The sequence below is a fragment of the Bradyrhizobium sp. SZCCHNRI20481 genome (genome assembly GCF_032485055.1).
Classification (GTDB): domain Bacteria; phylum Pseudomonadota; class Alphaproteobacteria; order Rhizobiales; family Xanthobacteraceae; genus Bradyrhizobium.
Window position 1 is genome coordinate 141,595 of record NZ_JAUEUE010000007.1, and the last position, 26,524, is coordinate 168,118.

Below are 26,524 nucleotides of genomic sequence, written 5' to 3' on the forward strand. Positions count from 1 at the left end.
TCGTCCACCGTTGCATGACGCCGACATGCCTCCGGAAACCGGGGGCACATGCCGCCGCTCCCGATCAGAACCGGTAGCTCGCGCCAACGCGGATCAGGTGGAGTTCGTTCTTGAAGTCGGCACGGTTGCCGTCGCGATTGAACAGCGTCACGTTGCCGTAGTCGGTGTAGACATATTCACCGCGTCCGACCCAGTTGCTGGTGAAGGCGTATTCGACACCGACGCCTGTCGTGAGGCCGGCCTTCACCTGATCCTCCCACACCACCTGCTCGCCGGCGTTGCGGCCCTTTTGGATATTGTTGGTCAAGTTGGCGATGCCGACACCGAGCGTGCCGAAGACCAGCAAGCGGTCGAACGCATAGCCGGCGCGCGCGCGGACCGAGCCGAACATGCCGTATTTGGCGTAGGACGAATCGTTGTCGAAGATGTCGTTGCTCTGCGACGCGGTGGACCGGCCGAGATCGACCTCGGCGCCGACCACGAAGCGATTGGCGAACTGATAATTGTAGCCGCCATAGAGGCCGAAGGCCACGCCATCAGCGCCCTCCTCGGCATGGCCGTGATTGTTGTTGCGATAGAAGTCGATGGTCCACAGCCCGTGCGCGCCCCCGGCGAATGCGCCGGCATAGAAGCCGGTCCAATTGTAGTACGGGGCATCGTAGACTGCTATGGGCCGCTGGACCCTGAAATCTCCTGCCTGCGCGACCGTGCCGGCAAGCAGGACGCCACAGGCGGCAACAGCAAGAGTGTACACTGCTTTCATCAACCCATCCTCACAAACTCAATACATGTGCAAGCGAGTGCATCCCCAGAAGGCGCTCGCGCGGGGCGGAAACTGAAAACGAAGTCGGGCACCAAGTTGACCCGCTTTGGGTCAGGAAGTGATCAAATGCGGCATTGTTCGGGACTGCACTGTGGCGCGGCAACTGATACCGGCGAGAACCCGAATTTGTTGCGACATCTTTTCACTTGCAGTGCGATGACGCGAAGGCAGCGCGACTGATTCGCGCCATCGTTATGACGGACGCCCACCCCCGCCCCCGTCCGCAAGAGTGATGATTCCCCGAACCTCACGAGTCTGCTAGCGAGACACCTCACACCCGGCGAGTGAGGCTGAATGCTGGACCGTCTGACTGGACTGGAAGTGATGTCGCGGATCGCCAGTTCTGGCAGCCTGTCGGCGGCCGCGCGTGCGCTTGGCATGTCGCCAACGATGGTCACGAAACATCTGGCGGCGCTGGAGGCGCGACTCGGCACGAAGCTGTTTCACCGCACCACGCGCCGGCTGACCATCACCGAGGCCGGTCGGCGATATCTCGATCTCGCCGAGCGGGTGCTCGGCGACTTCGAGGCGGCCGAGAGCGCGATCGCGGCCGACCGCGTCGAGCCGCGCGGGCTGTTGCGGCTCAATGTCCCGCTCGCCTTCGGCACACGCCAGATCGCGCCGCTGCTCGCCGGCTTCGCCGCGCTCTATCCCGGCGTCAGCGTCGAGCTCGGCCTCAACGACCGGCTGGTCGACCTGATCGAGGAAGGCTGGGATCTCGCGATCCGCATCGGTACGCTCAAGGACTCCAGCCTGGTGGCGCGGCGGCTCGCGCCGTGCCGGATGGCGGTCTGCGCGGCGCCGTCCTATCTCGCGGCGCATGGGACACCGCGCACCACGGCCGATCTCGCCGGTCACAACTGCCTCGGCTACACGCTGGCGGCGGCCGGCCCGTCGCGCTGGCGCATGGGCGGCAAAGCCGCGGTCGATGTCACGGTGAGCGGCAATCTGCGCGCCAACAATGGCGATGCGCTGCTCGCCGCGGCGTTGGCCGGACAGGGCGTGATCTACCAGCCGACCTTCATCGTCGGCGACGACATCCGCGCGGGCCGGCTGGTACCGCTGACGCTCGACGCGCCGCCGTCGGACCTGCTGGCGGTACACGCCGTCTATCTGCCGGATCGCACGCCATCGGCCAAGGTGCGCGCCTTCATCGACCACCTCGCCGCGGCGTTCGCGCCCGAGCCACCTTGGGATCGCGATCTTGCGTGAGCGGACGAACAGCTCGGCCGCGATGCACTCGGAGACATCGACATGAGCGAGCAACCACGCCACGACGGCAACCATCATTGGCCGATGCTCCGCTCCCTGCGAGGCTGGCGGATCAGCGCCCTGCCCGCCGATCTCGCCGCCGGGCTGACGCTGGCGGCGATCGCGATCCCCGAGCAGATGGCGACCGCCAAGCTCGGCGGCTTCACGCCCGAGACCGGCTTCTTCGCCTTCATGGCGGGATCGCTGGGGTTCGCGCTGTTCGGCGCCAACCGCTTTCTGTCCTGCGGCGCCGATTCCACGATCACGCCGATCTTCGCCGGCGGCCTGGCGCTGCTCGCGACCAGTGGCACGCCCGAATACGGCAGCCTGGCCGCGGCGCTGGCGCTGCTGGTCGGGGTCATGCTGGTGCTGGCCGGCGGCTTCAGGCTCGGCGGCATCGCCAACGTGCTGTCGGTGCCGGTCACCGTGGGCTTCCTGGCCGGCATCGCCGTGCACATCATCGTCTCGCAATTGCCGGGCGTGCTCGGCCTGCCGTCACCGAGCGGGCCAACGCTGGCGCGGATCGCCACCCTGGCGGGCGAACTCGGCAAGGCCAACGCGTACACGATGCTCATCGGCTTCGGCGTGCTCGCGACCATCACGGTCTGCGAGCGGATCAGCGCCCGCATACCCGGCGCGCTGATCGCGCTCGCGGCCTCGACCTTGTTCGTGGTGTCGGCCGGGAGCGGCGTGCCCGTCATCGGCGAGATCGCCGGCACGGTGCCGATGCCGTCCGTGCCGCTGATCGGACCGGAACAATGGGCGAAGCTGATCCCGCTCGCCTTCCTGATCGCGGTCGTGGTGATGGTGCAGACATCGGCGACGACGCGCTCGTTCCCTTCCGATCCCGATCGGTCGGCCGATGTCGACCGCGACTTCCTCGGCGCCGGTGCCGGCAGCCTGCTCGCCGGATTGTTCGGCGCGTTTCCGGTCAATGCCAGTCCGCCGCGCACCGGCATCGTGGTCGAGACCGGCGGCCGGTCCCAGGTCGCGGGCCTGCTCGCCGCCGCGATCGTGCTGCTGCTCGTGCTGTTCGGAGCCCGACTGCTTGCGAATGTGCCGGAAGCGGCGCTCGGCGGCGTGCTGCTGTTCGTCGCACTACGCATCATCCGCGTCGCGCAGATCACAAGCGTCTACCGCGCGTCCAAGGGCGAGTTCCTGCTCATCCTGGCGACCGCGGTGGCGATCGTCGCGCTGCCAATCGAGCAGGGCGTCGCGCTCGGCATTGCGCTGTCGCTGCTGCACGGCATCTGGAGCACGACACGCGCCCACCTCATCGCCTTCCAGCGCGTGCCGGACACGACGATCTGGTGGCCGGCGCATCCGCAGATCAAGGGCGAGGATCTGTCCGACATCGCCGTGGTCGGCTTCCAGGCCCCGCTCAGCTTCCTCAATGCAGCGACGTTCCGCGCCGACATGCAGCGCCTGCTGCGCAGCCGCAAGCCGCGGCTGGTGGTGTTCGAGGCCAGCGCCATCGTCGAGATCGATTTCACCGCCGCGCAGACTCTGCGCGACGTGATCCATATCTGCAACGAGACCGGTATCGTGTTCGCGGTGGCGCGGCTGGAGTCGCTGCGGGCCCAGGAAGCCTTCGAACGGTTCGGCCTGTACGATGTGCTGCCGCGGGATCGCGTGTTCCACAGCGTCGATCACGCGCTGCGGAAGCTGCGCAGCAGTGCCTCGGATGTGCACGCTTGAGGGAATGGCGGCACGAGCGCCGCCGTGGTCGACGACGACTCCGGGGCAAGCGGACGCTTGCGCTCTGCGCAGTGACCTCGTGATACAAACCGTTACACGTTGCGGCGACGGTCGACATATGCCCGCTAAATTCATCGGCGAGACAACCGCCTCACGAGGCCCGGCGCGTCGGCCGCGGCGAGAGAGGAATCATCGATCATGCACAAGCTGCTTCCGCTGCTGTTGATAGTCATCTCCAGCACCGCCGCCCAGGCTCAGGACAGGAGCGCCATGCGCCAGGCCTGCGGCGACGATGTGCGTACGCTCTGTACTGGAATCATGCCGGGCGGCGGCCGCATCAAGCAATGCATGATCGAGAAGTTCGACAAGCTCTCCGACGGCTGCAGGACGGCGCTGAAGGACGCAAAGGCGCAGCAAGGCGGCAAATGATGCCGCCTGCGACGAAAGCCAGCAGGACGCGTCGCTGATCGTTCATGTTCCTTGCAGCGAATGTCTGCTAGAACACCGCACGACGGCGACCAAACTGCAGCGATGCGCCACATGATCAGCAGAGCTGCATCGCGCGATCGGTGTCATGGAGATCTCTGTGGTACCAGGAAGAGGTTTCGCGGCGTCGAGAAAATTGCGAAACCAAAACCTGTCCGACGACGTCTAAGGACTACACTGCTTCGAAACCAACGAGAGGACCGCACTGCAATGCGCAATCTGTTCACCTCCGCCCTGCTCGCCGCGACCGTCATGTTGGGCGCGTCGGCCGCGCAGGCCTTCACGCTGCCGGCTCAGCCGGCTGCTCCGGACAGCAATGTCGAGCGCGTCGCCGGCGGCTGCGGTCCCGGCTGGTTCCCGGACCGCTGGGGCCGTTGCCGGCCCGCCCCGCGCGTCTACCGCCCCTATGGCTACGGCGGCTTCGGCCCGCGCACCTGCTGGGTGCGGCCGACCCCGTGGGGACCGCGCCGCGTCTGCCGTTGATCTGAACGGAAACAAAATGCCGCCGCGTGTCAAACGCGGCGGCATTTTCTATTTGGCGAATCGTCACGCGATCCGACATCTCCCCGCAAGGAGGGAGATGTGAGCAGCGGCCCTGCACGCCGAACCAAAATCCGAAACTCAGCTCGGCTCGGATTGCCAGTCAGCGCGCCGGGATGATCTTGCCGGGATTGAAGATGTTCTGCGGATCGAGCGCCTGCTTCACCGCGCGCATCGCATCGAGCGCTTCCGGGCCGAGCTCGGACTCGAGATATTTCTGCTTGCCCTGGCCGATGCCATGCTCGCCGGTGCAGGTGCCGTCCATGGCCTGCGCGCGCTCGACGAGGCGATGCATGAACTCGTCGCCGCGCGCCATCTCATCGGCATCGTCGACATCGCACATCAAGGAGCAGTGGAAATTGCCGTCGCCGACATGGCCGACGATCGGCGAGGTCAGCTTGAGACGCGCGAGATCCTCCTCGGTCTCGGTGACGCAATCGGCGAGCCGCGAGATCGGCACGCAGACATCGGTCGCGACCACGCCGACGCCGGGCCGGATCGCCTTCACCGACCAATAGGCGTCGTGACGCGCCTGCCAGAGCTTGGTGCGGTCCTCGGGCTTGGTGGTCCAGGCGAAGTCGCCGCCGCCGCACTCGCGCGCGATCTCGGCGAAGTTCTTCGACTGCTCGGCGACCTCGGCCGCGCTGCCGTGGAATTCGAGCAGCAGCAGCGGCGTCTCCGGCAAGGTCAGCTTGGAATAGGCGTTGCACGCCCTGACCTGCGCGGCGTTGAGCAGCTCGATGCGCGCCATCGGAATGCCGGTCTGGATCGCGAGGATCGTCGCCTGGCAGGCGCCGCGCACGGTCTCGAACGAGCACGACGCAGCCGCGATCGTCTCCGGGATGCCGCGCAGGCGGATGGTCATCTCGCAGATGATGCCGAGCGTGCCCTCGGCGCCGATGAACAGGTGCGTCAAATCGTAGCCGGCGGCGGACTTCTTGGCGCGGGTGCCGGTCTTGATGATCTCGCCATCGCCGCGCACGACCTTCAGCGCCAGCACGTTCTCGCGGATGGTGCCGTAGCGCACGGCATTGGTGCCGGAAGCCCGCGTCGAGGCCATGCCGCCGAGGGACGCGTCGGCGCCGGGATCGATCGGGAAGAACAGGCCCTGGTCGCGCAGATATTCGTTCAGGGTCTTGCGGGTAATACCGGGCTGGATCACGCAATCGAGGTCCTCGGCGTGCACCTCCAGCACCTTGTTCATGTCGCGCATGTCGATGCAGATGCCGCCGGCCGGCGCATTGACCTGGCCCTCCAGCGAGGTGCCGGTGCCGAACGGAATGATCGGCACGCCCAATGGCGCGCAGATCCGGACGACGTCCTGGATGTCGGCCGTCTCCTGCGCCAGCACCACGCCATCCGGCGGCTGCGTCGGCAGCCAGGTCGTGGTATGGCCATGCTGCTCGCGCACGGCCTGCGAGGTGATAAGCCTGTTGCCGAAGCGGGCCGCGAGCGCGTCGAGCGCACTTTTCAGCGCCTCCGGCGCGGGCCGCTTCAAATCGTGATGGGGGATCGTCGTCGCCACTGCTTCCTCCGAAAGTTGGGCGGACCGTGACAAAGGACGATCAAGGGGTCAAGGGAGCAAACGGAAGAGCCGATGAGCGATAATGCAGTGCCCGCAGCGCAAGGCGCCGGACCGTTTCTGTCACAGGTCATGCAGATCGAGCCGCAATGGATCGACTACAACGGCCACCTCAACATGGCCTATTACAACGTGATGTTCGACCGCGCGATCGACCAGATCTGGGCCGAGCTCGGCATTGGACCTGCCTACATGACGGAGCGCCAGGGCTCGACCTTCACCGCCGAATGCCACGTGCGCTATTTGCGCGAGATTCATCTCGGCGATCCCGTTGTGGTCGCGGTCTGGCTGATCGCCGCCGACGAGAAGCGGCTGCACACCTTCGAGGAGCTGCGCCATGCCGAGGAAGGCTGGGTCTCCGCCACCTCGGAGAACATGTCGGTGCACATCGACATGACCAAGCGCAAGGTCGCGCCGTTTCCGCCGGACATCCAGGCCAACATCGCCCGCGTGCTGCAGGCGCATGCCACGCTACCGCGGCCCGACGGGCTCGGCCGCGCCATCGGCATGCCGAAGAGATGACGGTGACCGGCCGCCGCTACGCCGGCAGGCCGGCGTCGGACAATCCCTCGAATACCCGGGCCGAATAGGCGTCCGGCAGCGGCGGCATGCCGCGCTGGACCTCGGCCAGGGTCAGGTCCGGATAGCCGGCACGCAGCGCCTGCAGACTGCGCAAAGCCGCGGATCGCTCGCCCGCCAGCACGTGGGACGGGCACATGGTCCGGTGCACCCACAGCGACGACGGATGCTCGCGCAGGCCGCGCTGCTGCCAGCGCGCCGCCTCCGCGTAGGTCCCGGCGGCGAAATGCGCGCAGCCGATTCCAATGAGGGCGTTGAAGGCGAGCGGGTCCTGCGGCGCGAGATCCAGCGCAATCCGAAAGCGCTCGATCGCCGACGCGGCATCGCCGCGATAGACATCGAGCCAGCCGCTGCGGCTCCAGGCCCAGGGGGCACCGCCATCCAGCGCGAGCGCCCGGCCCACCACCTGCTCGGCCTCGGCGAGCTCATCCAGCAAGGTGAGCGCATTGCCGAGCACGCACAGCACGGTCGCATCCGCAAGCTCGGTCGGCACGCGCTGCGCCAGGGCGCGACCAAGCTGCCGATCCTGCCCGGGCGCGGTGCCGAAATGATAGACCGCGCGCTGGCCGTAGGCCCAGGCCGCGAGCACCGTGGCCAGGGCATGACGGGGATCGCGGGCGATGGCCTGATGCAGCAGCTCGAGCGCACTGCGGTTGCCGTCGGCGTCGAGCGACAGCACGCCGGGCATGGCGCGCAGCGCGAGATCCTGCGCGGTCAGATCCTCATCCGGTTTGCGCAGCGCCCGATCGATCTCGGCGCGGCGCAGGCTTTGCAGCAGCGATGCCGCCACGCGGGCGGCCAACCGTTCGTGACTGTCGGCCTCCCACCGCAGCATGACCTCGCCGCGATGCGCCCATATCAGCCCGCCGCTGTCCTGGTCGATCAGCTGCAGCAGCAGCCGGGACGCGCCATCCCGACCGTGGAGCGACGCGTTCATGCGGTAGCGCGCCGCGCGCGGCTGGGTCGTCACGGCAAATCCCGCGCGGGTCAGCGCCAGCGTGAGCTCGGCCGCAAGGTCGTCCGCCAGCTCGCGCGCGCTCGGATCGGTGGCGATCATGGCGAAGGCGATGGTCGGCCGGTCGCGTACCGGCGCAATGGTGGTGCGCGACGCGGCGAGCTGCGCCATCAAGACCGCCTGCCGCCTCAGGGTTTCCGACGGCGTCTCGCCGTGGCAGCGACGATAGCCGGCGGCGAAGCGGCCGTAATGCGGGAAGCCGCAGCGCAGCGCGACGTCCATCACCTTCTCGCCGGCGCGCCCCTGCAGAAACTCGACACGGGCGCGCGCGTAGCCGAGCTCCTGCCGGACCATTTGCGGCGACCGGCCGATCGACCTGACGAACTGGCGCTGCAAGGTCCGTCCGGAAACGCCGGCAATCTTCGCCAGATCGGCCAGCGTCCAGCGCCGCCCGAGGTCGTCATGCATCGCTTCGAGCGCGCGGCGTACGCTGCGTGGCAAAGGCTGCCGCGCCGCCAGGGGAACCTGATCTCCGTCCATCATGCGACGACGTCCAATTGCCTATGGGTCATCGGCGGCGCTCGAAAAGTTCACGATCTGGATGGCCGTGTCGCGATCTGGATAGCGCTGCCCAAAGCCTGTCGCGTACGTCTCCACACACCAGCGCGCGCAACAGCGCTGCATTCTCCGGAGGAGACCATCATGACCGCATCAGCTGCAATTCAGGCCGGCGTGACCGCAGAGCCGGATTTCACCGCGCTCAAGGCACGCCAGCACAGCGCGTGGTCGTCCGGCGACTACGCCATCGTCGGCAACACGCTGCAGATCGTCGGCGAGGAACTCTGCGAGGCGCTTGACATCCGCGCCGGCCAGAAGGTGCTCGACGTGGCCGCCGGCAACGGCAACGTCACATTGGCTGCGGCGCGGCGCTGGTGCAACGTCGTCTCGACCGACTACGTGCCTGCCCTGCTCGACCGCGGTCGCCAGCGTGCCGCCGCCGACGGCCTGTCCGTGCAGTTCCAGGAGGCCGATGCCGAGGCGCTTCCGTTCGGCGATGGCACGTTCGACGTGGTGGTCTCGACATTCGGCGTGATGTTCACGCCCCGGCAGGAGCGCGCCGCCGCCGAGCTCATCCGGGTGTGCCGCAGCGGCGGCAAGATCGGCCTGGCCAATTGGACCCCCGACGGCTTCATCGGCCAGTTGTTCAAGACGCTCGGCAAACATCTGCCGCCGCCCGCCGGCGCCAAATCGCCGGCGCTGTGGGGCACCGAGGCACGCATCCGAGAGATGTTCGCCGATGCCGCCGACATTCGCTGCCATCGTCGTCATTTCGCGATGCGCTACCGCTCGCCTGAGCATTTCGTCGACGTGTTCAAGACCTACTATGGTCCGGTGCTCAAGGCCTTCGCTGCGCTTGATGGCGACCGCCAGGCCGATCTCAAGCGCGACATGCTGGCCCTGATCGGGACGCTCAATCGCGCCGAGGACGGCACGATGGTGGTGCCTTCGGAGTATCTCGAAGTGGTCATCATCAAGCGCTGAGATCGTCAGCTCTGCACCACCCAGTCGGGCAAGCGGTCGAACCAGGGCTGCGCCTGCTCGAGCTGGCGGGCGAGCTGCAACAGCCGTGTCTCGTCGCCGAGCCGGCCCGTGAACTGCACGCCGAGCGGCAGGCCGTCGGCGGTCCAGTGCAGCGGCACGCTCATCGCCGGCGTGCCCGTGAGATTGGCGAGCTGCGTGAACGGGACGTATTGCAGGCTGTCGCGGGCGATCTTGTCGATCATGCCGTCGAGCACGCCCCAGCGCGTCAACAGCCCGAGCAGGCCGATGCGGTCGAGCATGTCGAGCAAGGTCTGCTCGGCGGTCGAGGGATCGCCCTGGCCGTGCCGGATCGGCGGATGCGCGAGCGTCGGCGTCAACAGCAGATCGTAGCGCAGATGGAAGCGGGCAAGCGCGCGCGCGAAGCCGTTCCATTTGAGCAGCTGCGTGGTGAGCGCGCCCGCCGAGATCGCGCCGCCGAGCGTCGACAGCACCCGCGTCAGCAGCTCGAACTCCTCGCGCCTCGCGCCCTTGCGGCGCGCATCGGCCACCAGCGCCGCGACCTGGCCGAAATAGATGTGCAGGAACGAGGTCGCGAGCGCGGCGCCGTCGATGTCAGGGGTGGCCTCCTCGACCTCGTGACCGAGGCCCTGCAGCAGCTTCACCGCGTTATCGACCGCGAGCTTCGCTTCGGCATGCACCTCCGTCCCGATCGGCGACGCCGTCGTGTAGCCGATGCGCAGGCGGCCGGGATCGTGGGCAACCGCGTTGGCGTAGACCACGCCGGGCTCAGCGGTGAGAAAAGGATCGCCCGGCTCGCTGCCCGCGATGACGTCGAGCGCGAGCGCGGTGTCGCGCACGCTGCGCGAGAGCACGCCTTCACAGGAGGCGCCGAACCAGTACTCGCCGAAGCCCGGGCCCGACGAGACCAGGCCGCGCGACGGCTTCAGCCCGAACAGGCCACAGCAGGCGGCGGGAATGCGGATCGAACCGCCGCCATCATTGCCGGCGGCCATCGGCACGACGCCCGAAGCGACGGCCGCGGCTGCGCCGCCGCTGGAGCCGCCCGGCGTATGTGCGGGATTCCAGGGGTTGCTGACGCGGCCGAAGGCGCGGGAGTCGCTGACGCCCTTCAGCGCGAGCTCCGGCAGGTTGGTCTTGCCGAAGATCACGAGGCCGGCTTCGAGATACCGTCTGACGACCGAGGCATGCTCGCCGGCGACGAAACCGGACAGCGCCTTGCTGCCATAGGCCGTCGGAAGGCCCGCATAGTCCTGGGCGCAGTCCTTGATCAGGAACGGCACGCCCGTGAGCGGGCCGTTGGCAGGCTTGGCGAGCTGCGCACGGGCCTCGCGCTCCATCAGCCTGCAGACGGCGTTGGTCCTCGGCTGGGCCAGCTCGTGCTGCGCCAGTGCGAGCTGCAGCAGCTCCGCCGCATTGGTCTCGCCGCCCTTCACCGCGGCGGCAAGCGCCGTCGCATCGCGCCGCACATAGTCCCGGACGTTCACATTGCCCTCCCCCGTACTGCAATTCGCCGCCGTCATCGTAGCTGATTCTGGTTGCAACAGAGGCGCAGTTGCGCCGAACGCGGCATCAATCGGGCGCAACGGTGGCAATCGTGGCGGCACGATGGTCGACCCCGGTCGACCTGACGGCCGGATTGCGCAGCTTGGTCCCGAATCTAGTTAATTTGATTCAGATCATTCGTCGCGTCTCTTGTGCCGACCTAACCTTACGCATCGTTAGTTGCGTAGAGTTGACGAGAGAGCGATGGGACGCCTCGCAAGCCTGCTGAGCCGAGCGCACGGTCCGCATGAGGATGCGGCAGCTGTTCCTGTGACCACCGCCGACTACTTCATCCTGCTGTCGCGCGCGATGGAGAACCTGCCGGATTCCTCCCCCGAGCGCCGCGCCGAAGTCTACCAGTCGGCACGCCAGGCGCTGGTGACCCAGTTGCAGGCGATGGATCCGCCGGTCTCGCGCTCACGCATCAAGGCCGAGCAGCGCGCGCTCGACGATGCGGTTGATACGATCGAAACGCGCGCGCTGACGGCGCCGGACGGCAGTCCGGAACAAACGACGACGCTGATCCCGGACGACCAGCTGCATCCCTCCTCCATTACTGCACACCCCGACATTCCGACCGCTTCCGTTTCAACAGCTCAAGATGACACCCAGGATCCCGCCATGGCTCAAAGTCAGTTTCATTCCAAGTTTGCCCCGCGCGCCGTCGAGGAGAAGCCGATGTCACGACTCGATGAAATCAACCGGGTGCTGCGCAAGCTGCAGAGCGACTCGTTCGGGGTCGAGGCCTGCGCGCTGATCTCGGAGGACGGGCTGATGATCGCGAGCGTGCTCGCGGCCGACATGGAGGAGACGCGGGTCGCCGGCATGACCGCGACCTTGCTGTCGCTCGGCGGCCGCGCCGCCATGGAGCTCGGCCGCAGCCATCTGCAGGAGGTCATCATCCGCGGCGAGTCCGGCTATGCCGTGCTGGTCAGCGCCGGCCGCGGCGCGCTGCTGCTCGCGCTCACCAACGAGAACAGCAAGCTCGGGCTCACCTTCTTCGACATGCGCGAAGCCGTCCGGTCGCTGCAGAAGGTGCTGTAGCGCACCGTCGTCCATTGAGCCGGCGCGCGGCGACGACGCGGCGCCGACGGGAGTAGTTTCATGGCCAATACCGTCCTCTATGACGACGGCGTTCACAAGAACATCCTGCTGGAGGATTTCGGCGCCGGCGATCTCGCGGTGCAGGCGAACCAGCATCTCATCATCCACGACCGCGTCGGCATGCTGCTCGATCCCGGCGGCCACAAGGTCTATTCGAGGGTGCTCAGCGAGACCTTCAGCCAGCTCTCGGGCGGGCGGCTGAAATATCTGTTTCTGTCGCACCAGGACCCCGACATCGTCGCGGCGATCAATGGCTGGCTGATGACGACCGATGCCGACGCCTACATCTCCGAGCTATGGACGCGCTTCGTGCCGCATTTCGGCTTCGACCACATCGTCGCCCACCGACTGAAGCCGATTCCCGACGAGGGCATGGTGTTCGATCTCGCAGGCAGCAGGCTCTACGCGCTGCCGGCGCACTTCCTGCACAGCGAGGGCAATTTCCAGCTCTACGATCCGATCTCGAAGATCCTCTACAGCGGCGACCTCGGCGCCTCGATCGGCGTCGACTACACCGTCGTGCGTGACTTCAAGGCGCATACGCGCTTCATGGAAGGCTTTCACCGGCGCTACATGGTCTCCAACCGCGTCATGAAGGCGTGGGCGCAGATGGTCAGCACGCTCGACATCGAGATCATCGCCCCGCAGCACGGCGCGCTGTTTCCGGATGCGACGATGTCGCGCCAGTTCATCGCGTGGTGCGCGGGGCTCGAATGCGGCATCGACCTGATCACGCCGAAATTCAAGGTGCCCGTGGGCTGACATGCTGGCGCCTTCCCCGAACTCCGTTCCGCCGTCGCCCGCAATGCGCGTCGATGCGTGCGCCGTGGCCGGCGAGGAGGCGCCGGTCTGGCTCGCCGCGGCCTTCGCCATCGCCGGCACCCTGATCGCCGTCATGTCCGCAGCGCTCTGGCAGCAAGGCACCGCCACGCCGCCGACCGCGACGGCCGCAATGCCGGTGACGGCCGTGCCGCAGGGCGACGACCGCGTTGCCGACGCGGCGCCCAAGCGACGGGAGGCGCGGATCGTCGAACCGGCGCCGATCATCGCGCCGCCGACGCCGCCCGCAATCGCTCCCGTCGTGATCGCGCCAACTCCGCCAGTCGCCCCGGCAGCGCCCCCGGAGCCCCAGAGCACAGCAAAGCCCCCCGCCGAGTGCTTCGCCCCGCTGGCGATCGGCTTCGAGCGCGGCAGCGCGCGACCGAACCCTGCCGACATGAAGCGGTCGCTGGCGATCCTGCAACGCGCGCTCGCGCGCCACGGTGAGGCGACCATCATCATCGAGGGCCATACCGACGCCAGCGGCACCGAGGATCTGAACGTGCTGCTGAGCTATTCGCGCGCCAAGGAGATCGCGGCCCAGTTGAAGCGCGAGGGGCTCTCCGCGCAGCGGATGTCGGTGCGCGCGGCCGGCGCCGGCGAGGCGCGCGGCGATGCCCAGGCGGTCGCGGGCGACCGCAAGGCCGTGCTGCGCATTGCGGGCGTCGACGATTGCAGTCAACTCACAGCGACGAAGCGACCATGACGATCTATGCCATCGTGAGCGGCCTCGGCGCCGCCATTCTGCTGCTCACCTCGGGCTATTTGTTCGGCGCCCGCCAGGGCGCGCTGTCCCGCGAGCTGTTGCGGCGGCAGGTGCAAATGCAGGCGGCCAGCCTCGACCAGTTGCAGGAGCAGAGCAGCCACGACGCCATCGAGCGGGAGACCAGCCTGCGCAGCGCGATCGAGGATGTGCTGGCGCCGCTGGTCGAGCGTGAGCGTATCTCGCTGGATCTGGCGCAGCTCGCGAGCCGGCCCGGCCGGCGCCGCGAGCTGGTGCCGCTGCTCGACCGCATCGCCGAAGTCGGCCGCTTCCAGACCGTGCTGCTCACCAACGAGGAAGGCCTGCCGCTTGCGGCCAATACGACTGCCCACCGCACCGAGCAGCTTGCGGCAGCGGCGACGCGGCTCGCGCTGGTGGCGGAGAAGATCGCCGACGAGACCCACATCGCGCCGTTGTCGGTGATGCTGCGCGACGCCTCCGAGGCGACGACGCTGTGCCGGATCTTCCGCGTGCAGGACCAGACGCTCACTCTGACCGCGCTCTCCAACGATGCGCGCCTCGCCTCCGTTGCGCTCGATCCCGCGCTCGCCAAGGTGCAGGTCGCGCTGACTGCGCCGGCCTGACACCTCCCCAGAACGCAAAGGGCGCAGCACCTCTTGCGAGGCACCGCGCCCTTCGCCGACCTCATTGTCAGGGATGAGGCCGACTACACGCGGCTGCGGCCGCGGGCGAGGCCCACGACGGCCGACACCAGAAACAGCACGATGGCGATGAAGAAGATGATCTTGGCGATCTCGATCGACGCACCGGCGATGCCGCCGAAGCCGAGGATGCCGGCGATCAATGCGATAACCAGGAAGGTGACAACCCAGCCTAACATGACACGACCTCTGTCTCTCGATTACGGTTCAAAGCGACGCGGAGCTTGCGCCGTTGCCAGGACAATCGTGGCTCGGAACAAAGGTTCCGGGCGCGCGGGCCGCTAAAAATTCGCGATTGGCCGGAACAAACGCCCATGGAGGCTGGAGCGGCGTCCGTCTGCCCCGAATTAGGGCTGTAAAACGCCCCCCGCCGGCCCCATATAGCCGTCAATCCCTGCTATGAGGGCTCCTTCCTGCAGACCTCGTGATGCCGTCGTATGATGCCATCAGAGGGACGAGACTGATTCGCTGATGACCGAGCCCAACCGCGTGAGCCCTTTTCCTGCGCCTGACCACCAGCCCGTCGCCGGCGGCATCGCCGCGCGCGCCCGCGCCGCCGCGACCGGTGGGGCGCGCTATCTGGCGGGCCTCAATCCGGAGCAGCGCGAGGCGGTCGAGACGCTCGATGGCCCGGTGCTGGTGCTCGCCGGCGCAGGCACCGGCAAGACCCGGGTGCTGACCACGCGCATCGCGCATATCCTGAGCCAGGGGCGCGCACGGCCGAGTGAGATTTTGTCGGTGACCTTCACCAACAAGGCCGCGCGCGAGATGAAGACGCGGCTTGCCGAGATGCTGGGACAGGCGGTCGAGGGCATGCCGTGGCTCGGCACCTTCCACTCGATCTCCGGCCGCATCCTGCGCAGCCATGCCGAGCTGGTGCAGCTCAAGTCGAACTTCACCGTGCTCGACGTCGACGACCAGATCCGCCTGCTCAAGCAGTTGCTGCAGGCCGAGAACGTCGACGACAAGCGCTGGCCGGCGCGCATGCTGGCCGGCCTGATCGACGGCTGGAAGAACCGCGGCCTGGCGCCATCCCAGGTGCCCTCGGGCGAGGCCGCCGTGTTCGCCAACGGCAAGGGCGGCAAGCTCTATGCGAGCTATCAGGAACGGCTGAAGATCCTCAACGCCGCCGATTTCGGCGACCTGCTGCTGGAGAGCATCCGGCTGTTCCGCGAGAACCCGGACGTGCTGCGGCAGTACCAGAGCCGGTTCAAGTTCATCTTGGTCGACGAGTATCAGGACACCAACGTCGCGCAATATCTGTGGCTGCGGCTGCTGTCGCAGGCGCCGTCGTCCTCTGGTTCGTCATTGCCGGGCTCGACCCGGCAATCCATCGCGTCTTCGGAAGAAGATGGATCACCGGGTCACGACGCGGCGCGTCGGCCCGGTGATGACGAGACGGGTGTTACTGCGCCCAGCCCCGCGTCTCCTCCCAAAAACATTTGCTGCGTCGGCGACGACGATCAGTCGATCTATGGCTGGCGCGGCGCCGAGGTCGATAACATCCTGCGCTTCGAGCACGACTTCCCCGGCGCCAAGGTCATTCGCCTGGAGCGCAACTACCGTTCCACGGGGCACATCCTCGCCGCCGCCTCGCATCTGATCACGCACAACGAAGGCCGGCTCGGCAAGACCTTGCACACCGAGGACGTCGAGGGCGAGAAGGTCACCGTGACGGGGGCCTGGGATTCCGAGGAGGAAGCGCGCGGCATCGGCGAGGAGATCGAGGAGCTGCAGCGCCAGGGCGAGCATCTCAACGACATCGCGATCCTGGTGCGCGCCTCCTACCAGATGCGCGAGTTCGAGGACCGCTTCGTCACGCTCGGCCTGCCCTATCGCGTCATCGGCGGCCCGCGCTTCTACGAGCGCGCCGAGATCCGCGATGCGCTGGCTTACTTGCGCGTCATCAACTCGCCGGCCGACGATCTCGCCTTCGAGCGCATCGTCAACGTGCCCAAGCGCGGGCTCGGCGACGCCACCGTGCAGATGCTGCACGACCACGCGCGCAAGCGCCGCATCCCGCTGTTCGAGGCGGCGCGCGCGGTGGTCGAGACCGACGAGCTGAAGCCGAAGGCGCGCGGCTCGCTGCGCGGGCTGATCCTGCAGTTCGAGCGCTGGCGCGCCCAGCGCGAGGTCACGTCGCATACCGAGCTCGCCGAGATCGTGCTCGACGAGAGCGGCTACACCGAGATGTGGCAGAAGGACCGCTCGGCCGATGCGGCCGGGCGACTGGACAACCTCAAGGAGCTCGTCCGCTCGATGGAGGAGTTCGAGAACCTGCACGGCTTCCTCGAGCACATCTCGCTGGTGATGGACCGCGAGGGCGCCGCCGACGAGGAAGCGGTGTCGCTGATGACCTTGCACTCGGCCAAGGGGCTGGAGTTCGACAACGTGTTCCTGCCGGGCTGGGAGGAAGGGCTGTTCCCGAGCCAGCGTACGCTCGACGAGCAGGGCCGCGCCGGGCTGGAAGAGGAGCGCCGCCTCGCCCATGTCGGCCTGACCCGCGCGCGGCGTCGGGCAAAAATCTATTTCGCCACCAATCGCCGCATCCACGGCACCTGGACCACCACGATCCCGTCGCGCTTTCTCGACGAGCTGCCCGCGGCGAGCGTCGAGATCACCGAATCGAAGGGGGGCTCGGGCTGGGGCGGTGCGGGCGGCTACGGCCCGTCGCGCTTCGACAACGTGGAATCGTTCGGATCGAGCTATTCCACGCCGGGCTGGCAGCGCGCGCAGGCACGTCGGCCGGGCGCGGCACGCGGTTCGTCGGAGGGCGGCTTCAAGGAAGAGCCGTCGCCGTTCTCAGGCCGTGATCCGTTCGGCAGCGGCTTCGGCGGTCATTTCGGCCGCGGCAAGCGCGGACCGATGACCATCGAGGGCGAGCTGGTGGCGAAATCCACCGGCACGACGTCGGAATTCACGCTCGACGACCGCGTCTTCCATCAGAAGTTCGGCTATGGCCGCGTCGTCAAGATCGACGGCAACAAGCTGACCATCGCCTTCGACAAGGCCGGCGAGAAGCACGTCGTCGACAGCTTCGTCCAGCGGGCGTGATCTGGCGCGACGGCCGCGCCGCCGGGCGGCCGTTGCCGCGCGTCGCAATCGAGCTTCACACTTCGCCGTTGTTTGGCCTTGACCATGGCAGCGTGCATCGTATGAGATGCAATCATGGTCCGAGGATACATTCTGTTGAGTGTTGCGGTCGCGCTGTGTGTGCCCTCGCTGGCGGCGGCGCAGACGATGAGCTTTGGCGACTCCGCGGGGCTGATCGCGTCCAGTTGCGGCGCTGACATCACCGCCAATTGCCGCGGCGTCAACCTCGACTCCAACCGCCTCAAGGAATGCCTCTCGCGCAACCAGGACGTGGTCTCCGCGCAGTGCAAGGCAACCTATTTCAAGGCGTTCGAGGCGATCCAGAAGCGCATCGCCGCGCGGGTCACGGTCGCCAATGCCTGCCAGCGCGAGATCGTCAAGCTGTGCGGCGGCTCCACGAAGGAGACCAGCAAATCGATCCCGTGCCTGATGACGACCAACGGTGTGAGCGCGCGGTGTCAGCAGGCGATGGGCGAAGCGGGGTATCGCTGATGCGGCGGGCAGCGAGATCACTGCTGTCAGGGCTGATCGCGGCTTCGCTGGCGGCCGCGAGCGCGCCCGTATGGTCGCAGGAGGTGAGTCGCGAGGACATCGTGCGCCAGCTCGGCCGCTTCGAAACCGCGCCCGCGCTGGATCTGCCGGCGCTGAAGCAGCAGACCCAGGAGCGCTCCAGGATGCGCGGGCGCAACGAGCCACCGCCGCAGAAGCGTCCGCCGATCGCGCCGGAGCTGATGAATCTGCCGGCCTTGAACGTCGACATCCAATTCGACGTGGACACGCCGATCGTGCGTCCGGAATCATACCAAGCCGTCGGGCGGATCGCCGATGCGATGGTGTATTCCGACCTCCTGCCCTACACGTTCCTGATCGTCGGCCATGTCGAAGCCAACGGCAAGCGTGAGTCGAATGTCATCCTGAGCCAGCGCCGCGCCGACGCGATCCGCGACATCCTGGCGAACACCTTCAAGATCTCGGTCAAGCGGCTGCAATCGATCGGACTTGGCGAGGAGCAGTTGCTTGACCCGTCCAAGCCGACCGCCGCCGTCAATCAGCAGATCCAGATCATTCCGATCGCAAAAACCGTCGAAGAGGCCGCAGCGCCACCTCCGCCCCCTGCTCCGGCGACGCCCAGCAGGCAGGGCCCCCGCAAGCATCGCAATTGATGCAATTGGGCCCTGCGCGGAGGCCATGAACCCGGAGCGCTGCCGGTGCGACTGTTATTTCAGCAGGTTGCCGGTGCGCTCTCCGGCCGGCGCGAATGGAACCCGTTTTCAAGTCGGCGCTCTGCCCGGCGATGCGGCCGGGCCGCGATTGCCGGGTTTGTCGATGCAGCCGCTTGATGGTATAGCCCCCTCTTTGCGGCCGTCGATTGAGCGGCGGTCGATCTCATTGACGAGCGAGCCAGCCATGAACGCCATGTTCCGACGCCAGATGGTCGACTACGTCGAATATCATCGCGATCCGCGCAACGGCCTAATGCATGTGTTCGGGATCATCCTGTTGTTCCTGGGCGCCGTGCTGCCCCTGAGCTTGTGGCATTTCGACGCGCTCGGTATCCGGATCGGCCTCGGCGCCGTGCTGGCGCTGCCCGTCCTGCTCTACTGGCTGCTGCTCGATGCCGCACTCGGGGCCGGCATCCTCGCCTTCGCCGTGCTGTTCCTTGCTGCGGCCATGATGATCGCCGATCACGTCCATGGTGTCGCCTTCTGGGCGCTGTTTGCCGCGCTCATCATCTTCGGTTTCGTCTCGCAGGCCGTGGGCCACAAGGTGTTCGAGCGCAACAATCCATCTCTGCTGGATCATCCGGCGCATCTCTTTCTCGGTCCGATGTTCGTGATGGCGAAATTGTACATGGCGTTGGGTCTGCGGCCTTCGGTGGCCGACCTCGTCGCGCCGAACTGGTCGCCGGATCGGCTCGCATCGGACCGGCTTCAAGGCGATCAGCACTCGCGTCCCTAAATGAAAGTCCTCGTCACCGGCGGCAGCGGTTTCATCGGCCATCACCTCGTCTCTGCGCTGACGACGCGGGGCGCCGAGGTGCGTGTGCTCGACATTCGCTGCCCCAGCCACATGATCGCTGACGTCGAGTACATCGAAGGCTCGGTGCTCGATGCGGGCCTGGTGAAGCAGGCGGTCGCCGGCGCGGATCAGGTCTATCATCTGGCCGGACTGCCCGGCATGTGGATGCCGGACCGCGAGGACTTCTTTCGCGTCAACTGCGTCGGCACCGAGACCGTGCTGGCGGCGGCGCGTGCCGGCCGGGTGCGCCGGTTCCTGCACTGCTCGACGGAATCGATCCTGTTCGACTATCCGGGCTCGACCGGCGCCGCCTCGGCGCCGACCGCACCTCCGGCCGACGCGATGCCGGGCGCCTATACGCGCTCGAAGGCGCTCGCCGAGGCTCGCGCCATGGCAGCCGCCGCGGACGGCTTCCCCGTCGTCGTGGGCACGCCGACGATGCCGATCGGCCCGCATGACAGCAACCTGACACCACCGTCGCAGATGCTGCGCCTCTTCCTGGACAGCCGGCTCCAGCTCTACCTCGACTTCATCGTCAACCTGGTCGACGTCCGCGACGTCGCGGCGGGCCTGATCCTGGCGATGGAGCGCGGCAGGGTCGGCGGCCGCTACGTGTTCGGCGGCGAGAGCCTGCGCCTCAGCCGCATCCTCGATCTGATGGCGACAATCAGCGGCCGCAAGCATGTCGCGGTCGCCGTGCCCGGCCGGCTGGCCGAGTTGTCGGCGGGCATGCTCGAGTTCGTTTCCGATCACCTCACCAAGCGCTGCCCGTCCGGCACCGCCGAGGGGGTGCGGATCGCCCGCGCGGCCTCGGATCTGTCGATCGACAGGGCCAAGCGCGAGCTCGGCTACGCCCCGCGCCCGATCGAGCCGAGCTTGCGCGAGACGATCGCCTTTCTGCTCGATTCCGAGCCGCGAAGGCGGCTCGACGACAAACAACACCCTTTTCGCACCGCGGCCGAATAGCTAAGAGCAGCCGGTCCCAGGTCTCACAACGGTTCCAAGACATGTCCGGCGATGCCAGCCCCATCTCGTCGTTTGCGTTCAGCGGATGGACCACCACTTGGCCCACCTCGCTGCTCGCCATCATCTGGCTGATCTGGCTCGCGAGCTGGGTCGGCGCCTCGTTCTGGTCGGGGCAGACCCGCAAGCATGTGACGGTGATCAAGACCAGCCGCTATCACGCGCTGATCGTGCTCGGCGGCATCCTGTTCACGCCGTGGACCTCGCGCCTGCTCGGCGAGAAGCCGTTCTGGAATCCCGGCGAGACCGGCGTCTACCTGCTGACCATCGTGACCCTGGCCGGCATCGCCTTCACCTGGTGGGCGCGCATCCATCTCGGCCGCTTCTGGTCCAACGCGATCACCCACAAGGAAGGCCACAAGGTGATCGATACCGGCCCCTACGGCATGGTCCGTCACCCCATCTATACCGGGCTGATCCTCGGCATGATCGCCACCGGCATCGCGGTGGGCACGGTGACCGCCGTGCTCGGCGCCGTCCTGATCTCGCTCGGGATGGCCTGGAAGGCGAAGATGGAAGAGGTCTTCCTCGCTCAGGAGCTCGGGCCGGATTACGTCACCTACCGGCAGCGCGTGCCGATGATCATTCCGTTCCTGCCGCCGGGCTGAAGCGCTCAGCGCCTGACCTGGGCTTCCGACGGCAGCTGCGGCGGCTGGCTTGCCACCTGCGGCAGCAGATGGCGCGGCAGGATGATGCGCTGGCCGGGGACCAGCGGCTGGGCGGCGAGGCCGCGATTGGACTGCTGCAGAGCCCAGAGCGGAACGCGATAATTGGTGGCGATCTGGTCCAGGGTCTCGCCCGGCCGCACCGCCAGTGCAGTGCCGCTGTCCCACAACTCCACGGAGGCTCTCGGCGGCACCAAGTAGCGCAGCGGCACCGGGTCGGCCTCGGCAGTGGCCGAGGTCTGCGACAATTGGCTGATCATGGTGACCAATTGGGCGTGCACATCCTCCATCTTGTCGATGTTGATGTGCGTGACCTCGTCATGATCCTTCATGTCGAAGCTCGCATAATGACCGCGAAAACCGGGCTCGGGCTTGACGTCGCCGCCGCCGAGAATGTTGTCGGACAGGAACAGGTTGATGAAGCGCTGCACGTTGGGCGGCACGCTCTTGGTCGCATGCGCCGGATCGACGGTGACGACGAGGGCAACCGGGATGTTCTGCTCCTGCAGCGTGATCGCGATGCGGACGCTGCACAGCCCGCCCATCGAATGGCCGATCAGCACGATCGGGCCCGGCTCCTGGCGGTAGTTCTTGGCCACCTGGAGCGCGATCAGGTCGCACAGCGTGAATTCATAGACACTGGCCCGGTAGCCGGCCTGCTCGATCTTTTCGGCCAGACGGTCCATCCCGGTCGAGAACAGCGGCCCGAGCGCGCCGCGGAACAGGTACACCCGCGGCGGCGGCAGCGGCTGGCTGATCTCGGGCGGCGCGGGGGGTGCGGCGCGGATCGCCGCGGGGGTTGCTGCCGGGGATGCCTTGGCAGATCTGGTCGGCGCGGGGGCGGAAGCAGCGCCGGGCTGGGCGGCCTGCGAGATGCTCGGGGCGGCAAGTCCGGCGAGGAGAGGTGTGGTGACGAGAATCGCGAGCAATCTCCTGCCGGCAGCCGCCTTGGCTGGGCCGAGCCACCGCCTCGCGATTCGCGCCACGCTGGTCATTCGCGCTCCCGGGAAAGCTCTCAAGCTCAGATCAAGCAGGGTCATCTCCCCCCCTGCCATACCGCTTGTCGCCGCCGAATGGGAGCATTTTGGGGCGCGCGCCCGGTGGCGCGGCCGCCTATTACCGGTAACCGGTGACGTTGGCAGCCCGCTGCGGGGCGGCCATGCGGGTCGGCGGCGCCGCCGCCGGGCGGCCCCGACCGCCGAACACCACGCCGTCGATGGCACCGATCACCTTCTGCTGCATGATCTGGTTCTTTTCGATCGTGACGTGGCCGACACCGGGAACCGACTGAACGTCGACATTCTCGAGCTTGCCGCGGAAGCCGTCGTCGCGGCGGACCGGCTCACCGGCGCCGCTGGCGATGTAGAAATTGATGTAGCGCTCAGCGTTGCCGCCGACGAGCTTGGTCTTGAACACCGAGTCGAGCCCGATCGCGAGCTTCACGGGCACGCCGAGCTGGCCGAGCTTGTTGATCATGTCCGGCAGCGCCGTCGCGCCCGAGGAATGGCCCACCAGGATGATGGTCTTGATCCGGCCGGCGCGATAGGCGGCCGCCGCCTCGTCGGCGAGCGACGACCACGACACGAAATTGGCGACCGTGTTCGGAATGCCCTGCGAATCCAGTTTGGCGGCGATGTCGTCGAGCCCGAGCGAGAAGATGTTGAGCACGCCGCGCAGCAGATAGACATGCGTGCTGCTGGCGGCACTCGCGGCCGCCGGGCTCGGCGCCGCCCGCACCGATCCGGTACCGAGCGGCAGAGCCAGCGCAACGGCCAGCGCCACCATGCCAAAGCAGCGCGCCGAGAGGCTGCGCTTGCAGGTGGGTCGAACGGTGCTGGCGCGTGGCGTCATCGGTCCTTCTCCGCGGCGGAAATGTCGAGACGGCGCGACCGTACCCAAGATGCTCGCGGACGCAACATCGTCGGACATTGCGAGGCGCGTTCCTCCCCCGGACGTGGCTGCGCAGCAACACTCACCGGCGTCGGCCACGGAAAAGCCCAACAAGCGACACGATCGAGAGCGGCGCGCGCGATTGCGGTAGCGCACCGCCGTTCCTATCTGAGCGCTTCGCCCGCGCCTGCGCCCCCTCCTTCGCGCAGCTCCCTGCCCTTTTCGAATCCCTCGGATCGAATTCCCTCGTGATGCCTCCCGTCATTTCCGTTACCGGCCTGTCGAAGACCTATTCCTCGGGCTTCACCTCACTCAACAATGTCGATCTCGCGATCGAGCGGGGCGAGATCTTCGCGCTGCTCGGGCCCAACGGCGCCGGCAAGACGACGCTGATCAGCATCATCTGCGGCATCGTCAATGCGTCTACGGGCAAGGTCGCGGTCGGCGGCCACGATATCAACCGCGACTATCGCGCCGCGCGGGCGCTGATCGGGCTGGTGCCGCAGGAGCTGCACACCGATTCGTTCGAGACCGTATGGGCCACGGTCAGCTTCAGCCGGGGACTGTTCGGCAAGCCCAACAACCCCGCCCTGATCGAGAAGATCCTCAAGGACCTCTCGCTCTGGGACAAGAAGGACGCCAAGATCATCACGCTGTCCGGCGGCATGAAGCGCCGCGTGATGATTGCGAAAGCGCTGTCGCATGAGCCGCAGGTGCTGTTCCTGGACGAGCCGACCGCCGGCGTCGATGTCGAGCTGCGCAAGGGCATGTGGGACGTCGTGCGCGAGCTCAAGGCCGCCGGCGTCACCATCATTCTCACCACGCACTACATCGAGGAAGCCGAGGAAATGGCCGATCGCGTCGGCGTCATCAACAAGGGCGAGATCGTCCTGGTCGAGGACAAGGCCAAGCTGATGGCAAAGCTCGGCCGGAAGCGGCTGAGCCTGCATCTGCAGCATCGGATCGAAGCCGTCCCCGAGGCGCTCGCGCCCTATCATCTCGCGCTGTCGGACGACGGCTGGCGGCTCGCCTATGACTACGATACCAAGGGCGAGCGCACCGGCATCACCAGCCTGCTCGGCGATCTCAGGACCGCCGGCATCCGCTTCGTCGATCTCGAGACCAAGCAATCATCCCTGGAAGACATCTTCGTGAGCCTGGTGCGGCAATGAATTTTCGCGCGGTCGCCGCAATCTACAAGTTCGAAATGGCACGCACCTGGCGCACGCTGCTGCAGAGCATCGTGTCGCCCGTCGTGTCGACCTCGCTCTACTTCGTCGTGTTCGGCGCCGCGATCGGCTCGCGCATCAGCCATGTCGAGGGCGTCAGCTACGGCACCTTCATCGTGCCCGGCCTCGTGATGCTGTCGGTGCTGACCCAGAGCATCTCCAACGCCTCGTTCGGAATCTACTTCCCGAAATTCATCGGCACGATCTACGAGATCCTCTCGGCGCCGATCTCGCATTTCGAGATCGTGCTCGGCTATGTCGGCGCGGCCGCGACGAAATCCATCATTCTCGGGCTGATCATCCTCGCCACCGCCGGCCTGTTCGTACCGCTGCACATCCAGCACCCGGTGTGGATGCTGGCGTTCCTGGTGCTGACGGCCGTGACCTTCAGCCTGTTCGGGTTCATCATCGGCATCTGGGCCGACGGCTTCGAGAAGCTGCAGATGGTCCCGATGCTGGTGGTGACGCCGCTGACCTTCCTCGGCGGCAGCTTCTACTCGGTGAACATGCTGCCGCCGACATGGCATTCGATCGCGCTGCTCAACCCGGTGGTCTACCTGATCTCCGGCTTTCGCTGGAGCTTTTACGAGATCGCCGACGTCAGGGTGGAAATCAGCGTCGGCGTGACGCTGCTGTTCCTGGCGATCTGCATGGCGATCATCTGGTGGATCTTCAAGACCGGATACCGGCTCAAGCATTGAGCCGGCATCGGGGGCGGCGTTACAGTTACAGCTCAGCGGTAGCAGTGGAAGCGGCCGTAGCCATCGCGGTATCCCCGGCAGTGATAGTGCCGGTGGTAATAGGAGCGGTGTGGAATGCCGAGCACGCCCTCGACGGCGCCCACGGCTCCGCCGACACCCGCACCGACCGCGCCTCCGACGACGCCGCCGACCGGGCCGCCGATGCGGTTGCCTTCGTGGGCCCCTTCATGGGCGCCACGGATGATGCCCTGGGCATGGGCGAATTGCGGCAGCGCCAGCCAGGCCAGCGCCAGGATGACCAGCGCGAGCGCGGCGAGCAGATATGTCAGCTTCTGCGGCGCGCGATCGTCGAGCACCGCCGTCTTGGCCTTCATCGTCAGCATTTTGAATCCTGGAAACCGCATGGAGGAATCCTTGAAACGCGGATGCGGCCAAAAAGTTGCGCGGTCGTGACGAATTGGACCGATTAGAGAGGTCCTAAGCGCCGGAATGAAAGGCCATCCGCGGGTCGCGAAAATGTCAGCGCCGATGAACGCGGGGAGCCTTTGTCCGGTCCCTGCCCGCCATTAAGGTTGAGGGTGCCCTCGGCTGGAACAAAGCCCGCAATTCCGACATAGTGCAGACCGAGGCGATGACCTGGGCGTTGTCGAAGTCCCGTTTGAGGTCTCTCCACAGTCGAGGGCCCTGGAGGCCAGAGGTTAGATGCGTACCATCCTTTTTGCAGTTGCCGGCTTCGCCTTTCTGTCGGCCACGCCAGCTCTGGCCAAGATCGACATCACCGTCGACAAGAACAACCAGATCATGACGGTCGCCGTCGATGGCGTCGAGCGCTACCGGTGGCCGGTCTCGACCGGCATTCCCTCGCGCGAAACGCCCAATGGCTCGTTCCGCGCCTTCCGCATGGAAGCTGATCATTTTTCCAAGGAGTTCGACGACGCGCCGATGCCGCACTCGATCTTCTTCACCAAGGTCGGCCACGCCATTCACGGCACCGATTCGGAGGGCCGGCTCGGCACCCCCGCGTCTCACGGCTGCGTCCGGCTGTCGAAGGCGAATGCCACGACGCTCTACGACCTGGTGCAAAAGGACGGCGTGCTCAACACCACGGTGACCCTGACCGGCTCGGCCGAGGTGGCGCTGGCGCGCAATCCACGCCGCGGCACCGCTGTTGCCCGCCGCGACGTGCCGCAGCAGTATGACGACAGTGGCGAGCCGGTCGTGCTGACGCCGCAGCCACAGATGCTGCCGGGACGCCAGGTCGTTCCGCAGCAGCGGCCCGATGACGGCTACATCTATCCCGCCGACGGCAGCGACAACGGCGTGCGCTATCCGGCGCCGCGCGGCACGGCCCGGCGCGTCTACGACGCGCAGGCCTATCCGCAGCAGCAGTACGATTACCAAAACGGCAATCCGAGCTACGCGCAGCCGCGCTATTACCAGCCGCGCTCTTATTATCAGCCGCGCGGCTACTACACCTATCAGGACTGATCGCGCATTGATCCTCGCGGCCGGGCGCTGTTACGCAGCGCATCGGCGC

General features: G+C 66.9%; 27 protein-coding genes. 19 read left to right on the top strand and 8 right to left on the bottom strand.

The features are described 5' to 3' along the window. Window positions 1-64: 64 nt before the first annotated feature. Window positions 65-763, bottom strand: coding sequence for an outer membrane protein (locus QX132_RS13365; protein ID WP_316161459.1), 699 nt, complete (start codon window positions 761-763; stop codon window positions 65-67). Between the two features lie 354 nt (window positions 764-1,117). Between QX132_RS13365 and QX132_RS13370 the strand changes: the two genes are divergently transcribed. The 4 genes from QX132_RS13370 (at window position 1,118) to QX132_RS13385 (ending at window position 4,741) form a co-directional block, all read left to right on the top strand. Continuing rightward, window positions 1,118-2,035, top strand: coding sequence for a LysR family transcriptional regulator (locus QX132_RS13370; protein ID WP_316161461.1), 918 nt, complete (start codon window positions 1,118-1,120; stop codon window positions 2,033-2,035). Window positions 2,036-2,077: 42 nt separating this feature from the next. Further along, window positions 2,078-3,772, top strand: coding sequence for a SulP family inorganic anion transporter (locus QX132_RS13375; RefSeq protein ID WP_316161462.1), 1,695 nt, complete (start codon window positions 2,078-2,080; stop codon window positions 3,770-3,772). Window positions 3,773-3,970: 198 nt separating this feature from the next. Continuing rightward, entirely contained in the window at window positions 3,971-4,201 is a 231-nt protein-coding gene (locus QX132_RS13380; RefSeq protein ID WP_315736839.1) for a hypothetical protein, read from the top strand. Window positions 4,202-4,468: 267 nt separating this feature from the next. After that, window positions 4,469-4,741 (top strand): GCG_CRPN prefix-to-repeats domain-containing protein, encoded by a 273-nt coding sequence (locus QX132_RS13385; RefSeq protein WP_315736838.1) that lies wholly within the window; start codon window positions 4,469-4,471, stop codon window positions 4,739-4,741. Between the two features lie 160 nt (window positions 4,742-4,901). Here QX132_RS13385 and QX132_RS13390 read toward each other — a convergent pair whose 3' ends face one another. Then, window positions 4,902-6,323 carry an FAD-binding oxidoreductase gene (locus QX132_RS13390; RefSeq protein WP_315736837.1) on the bottom strand — a complete coding sequence of 474 codons (1,422 nt, stop codon included), beginning with the start codon at window positions 6,321-6,323 and terminating at the stop codon, window positions 4,902-4,904. Window positions 6,324-6,395: 72 nt separating this feature from the next. Between QX132_RS13390 and QX132_RS13395 the strand changes: the two genes are divergently transcribed. After that, the gene (locus QX132_RS13395; protein WP_315736836.1) at window positions 6,396-6,902 is read left to right on the top strand and encodes a thioesterase family protein; all 507 of its coding nucleotides are present in this window, start codon (window positions 6,396-6,398) and stop codon (window positions 6,900-6,902) included. 16 nt (window positions 6,903-6,918) lie between these two features. Here the strand turns inward: QX132_RS13395 and QX132_RS13400 are convergent, their stop codons facing one another. Next, window positions 6,919-8,457, bottom strand: a complete 1,539-nt coding sequence (locus QX132_RS13400) for a helix-turn-helix domain-containing protein (protein WP_316161464.1) — start codon at window positions 8,455-8,457, stop codon at window positions 6,919-6,921. A gap of 159 nt (window positions 8,458-8,616) precedes the next feature. Here QX132_RS13400 and QX132_RS13405 point away from each other — a divergent pair, with 159 nt between their 5' ends. Then, entirely contained in the window at window positions 8,617-9,456 is an 840-nt protein-coding gene (locus tag QX132_RS13405) for a class I SAM-dependent methyltransferase (protein WP_316161465.1), read from the top strand. Between the two features lie 5 nt (window positions 9,457-9,461). On the opposite strand, the gene QX132_RS13410 is transcribed toward QX132_RS13405, so the two are convergent. Then, the gene (locus tag QX132_RS13410; protein WP_316161466.1) at window positions 9,462-10,961 is read right to left on the bottom strand and encodes an amidase; all 1,500 of its coding nucleotides are present in this window, start codon (window positions 10,959-10,961) and stop codon (window positions 9,462-9,464) included. Window positions 10,962-11,223: 262 nt separating this feature from the next. On the opposite strand from QX132_RS13410, the gene QX132_RS13415 reads away from it, so the two are divergent. From QX132_RS13415 to QX132_RS13430, 4 genes are read left to right on the top strand one after another with little or no spacing between them, the layout of a single operon-like run. After that, the gene (locus tag QX132_RS13415) at window positions 11,224-12,063 is read left to right on the top strand and encodes a roadblock/LC7 domain-containing protein (RefSeq protein WP_316161467.1); all 840 of its coding nucleotides are present in this window, start codon (window positions 11,224-11,226) and stop codon (window positions 12,061-12,063) included. A 60-nt stretch (window positions 12,064-12,123) separates the two neighbouring features. After that, window positions 12,124-12,885, top strand: coding sequence for an MBL fold metallo-hydrolase (locus tag QX132_RS13420; protein WP_315736828.1), 762 nt, complete (start codon window positions 12,124-12,126; stop codon window positions 12,883-12,885). A 1-nt stretch (window position 12,886) separates the two neighbouring features. Then, entirely contained in the window at window positions 12,887-13,648 is a 762-nt protein-coding gene (locus QX132_RS13425) for an OmpA family protein (protein WP_316161469.1), read from the top strand. Beyond that, window positions 13,645-14,289, top strand: a complete 645-nt coding sequence (locus QX132_RS13430) for a hypothetical protein (RefSeq protein ID WP_315811287.1) — start codon at window positions 13,645-13,647, stop codon at window positions 14,287-14,289. The genes QX132_RS13425 and QX132_RS13430 overlap by 4 nt, the downstream gene beginning before the upstream one ends. Before the next feature lie 83 nt (window positions 14,290-14,372). Here the strand turns inward: QX132_RS13430 and QX132_RS13435 are convergent, their stop codons facing one another. Next, window positions 14,373-14,546 (bottom strand): DUF1328 domain-containing protein, encoded by a 174-nt coding sequence (locus tag QX132_RS13435; protein ID WP_006614063.1) that lies wholly within the window; start codon window positions 14,544-14,546, stop codon window positions 14,373-14,375. A gap of 292 nt (window positions 14,547-14,838) precedes the next feature. Here QX132_RS13435 and QX132_RS13440 point away from each other — a divergent pair, with 292 nt between their 5' ends. The 6 genes from QX132_RS13440 (at window position 14,839) to QX132_RS13465 (ending at window position 21,110) form a co-directional block, all read left to right on the top strand. Then, a complete protein-coding gene (locus QX132_RS13440) occupies window positions 14,839-17,421 on the top strand; it encodes an ATP-dependent helicase (protein WP_316161470.1) in 2,583 nt (860 codons plus the stop codon). Window positions 17,422-17,535: 114 nt separating this feature from the next. Then, window positions 17,536-17,952, top strand: coding sequence for a hypothetical protein (locus QX132_RS13445; RefSeq protein ID WP_315736821.1), 417 nt, complete (start codon window positions 17,536-17,538; stop codon window positions 17,950-17,952). Beyond that, entirely contained in the window at window positions 17,952-18,623 is a 672-nt protein-coding gene (locus tag QX132_RS13450) for an OmpA family protein (protein WP_316161471.1), read from the top strand. The genes QX132_RS13445 and QX132_RS13450 overlap by 1 nt, the downstream gene beginning before the upstream one ends. A 244-nt stretch (window positions 18,624-18,867) precedes the next feature. After that, window positions 18,868-19,419 carry an Mpo1-like protein gene (locus QX132_RS13455; RefSeq protein WP_316161651.1) on the top strand — a complete coding sequence of 184 codons (552 nt, stop codon included), beginning with the start codon at window positions 18,868-18,870 and terminating at the stop codon, window positions 19,417-19,419. Beyond that, on the top strand, window positions 19,420-20,445 hold the full coding sequence (locus tag QX132_RS13460) for an NAD-dependent epimerase/dehydratase family protein (protein ID WP_316161472.1): 1,026 nt from the start codon (window positions 19,420-19,422) through the stop codon (window positions 20,443-20,445). It abuts the gene before it with no gap. Window positions 20,446-20,486: 41 nt separating this feature from the next. Then, entirely contained in the window at window positions 20,487-21,110 is a 624-nt protein-coding gene (locus QX132_RS13465; protein ID WP_315736816.1) for an isoprenylcysteine carboxylmethyltransferase family protein, read from the top strand. A 5-nt stretch (window positions 21,111-21,115) separates the two neighbouring features. Here the strand turns inward: QX132_RS13465 and QX132_RS13470 are convergent, their stop codons facing one another. Both QX132_RS13470 and QX132_RS13475 read right to left on the bottom strand, forming a co-directional pair. Continuing rightward, window positions 21,116-22,162, bottom strand: a complete 1,047-nt coding sequence (locus QX132_RS13470; RefSeq protein ID WP_316161474.1) for an alpha/beta fold hydrolase — start codon at window positions 22,160-22,162, stop codon at window positions 21,116-21,118. A gap of 121 nt (window positions 22,163-22,283) precedes the next feature. Then, entirely contained in the window at window positions 22,284-23,018 is a 735-nt protein-coding gene (locus QX132_RS13475; RefSeq protein WP_316161476.1) for a hypothetical protein, read from the bottom strand. Window positions 23,019-23,308: 290 nt separating this feature from the next. On the opposite strand from QX132_RS13475, the gene QX132_RS13480 reads away from it, so the two are divergent. Further along, complete coding sequence (locus QX132_RS13480; RefSeq protein WP_315736812.1) at window positions 23,309-24,229, top strand: ABC transporter ATP-binding protein; 921 nt, start codon at window positions 23,309-23,311, stop codon at window positions 24,227-24,229. Further along, a complete protein-coding gene (locus tag QX132_RS13485; protein ID WP_316161478.1) occupies window positions 24,226-24,987 on the top strand; it encodes an ABC transporter permease in 762 nt (253 codons plus the stop codon). Before QX132_RS13480 ends, QX132_RS13485 begins: the two co-directional genes overlap by 4 nt. A 32-nt stretch (window positions 24,988-25,019) precedes the next feature. On the opposite strand, the gene QX132_RS13490 is transcribed toward QX132_RS13485, so the two are convergent. Beyond that, complete coding sequence (locus QX132_RS13490; protein WP_315755101.1) at window positions 25,020-25,370, bottom strand: hypothetical protein; 351 nt, start codon at window positions 25,368-25,370, stop codon at window positions 25,020-25,022. A gap of 319 nt (window positions 25,371-25,689) precedes the next feature. On the opposite strand from QX132_RS13490, the gene QX132_RS13495 reads away from it, so the two are divergent. Further along, window positions 25,690-26,475 (top strand): L,D-transpeptidase, encoded by a 786-nt coding sequence (locus QX132_RS13495; protein WP_315736807.1) that lies wholly within the window; start codon window positions 25,690-25,692, stop codon window positions 26,473-26,475. Window positions 26,476-26,524: the final 49 nt, after the last annotated feature.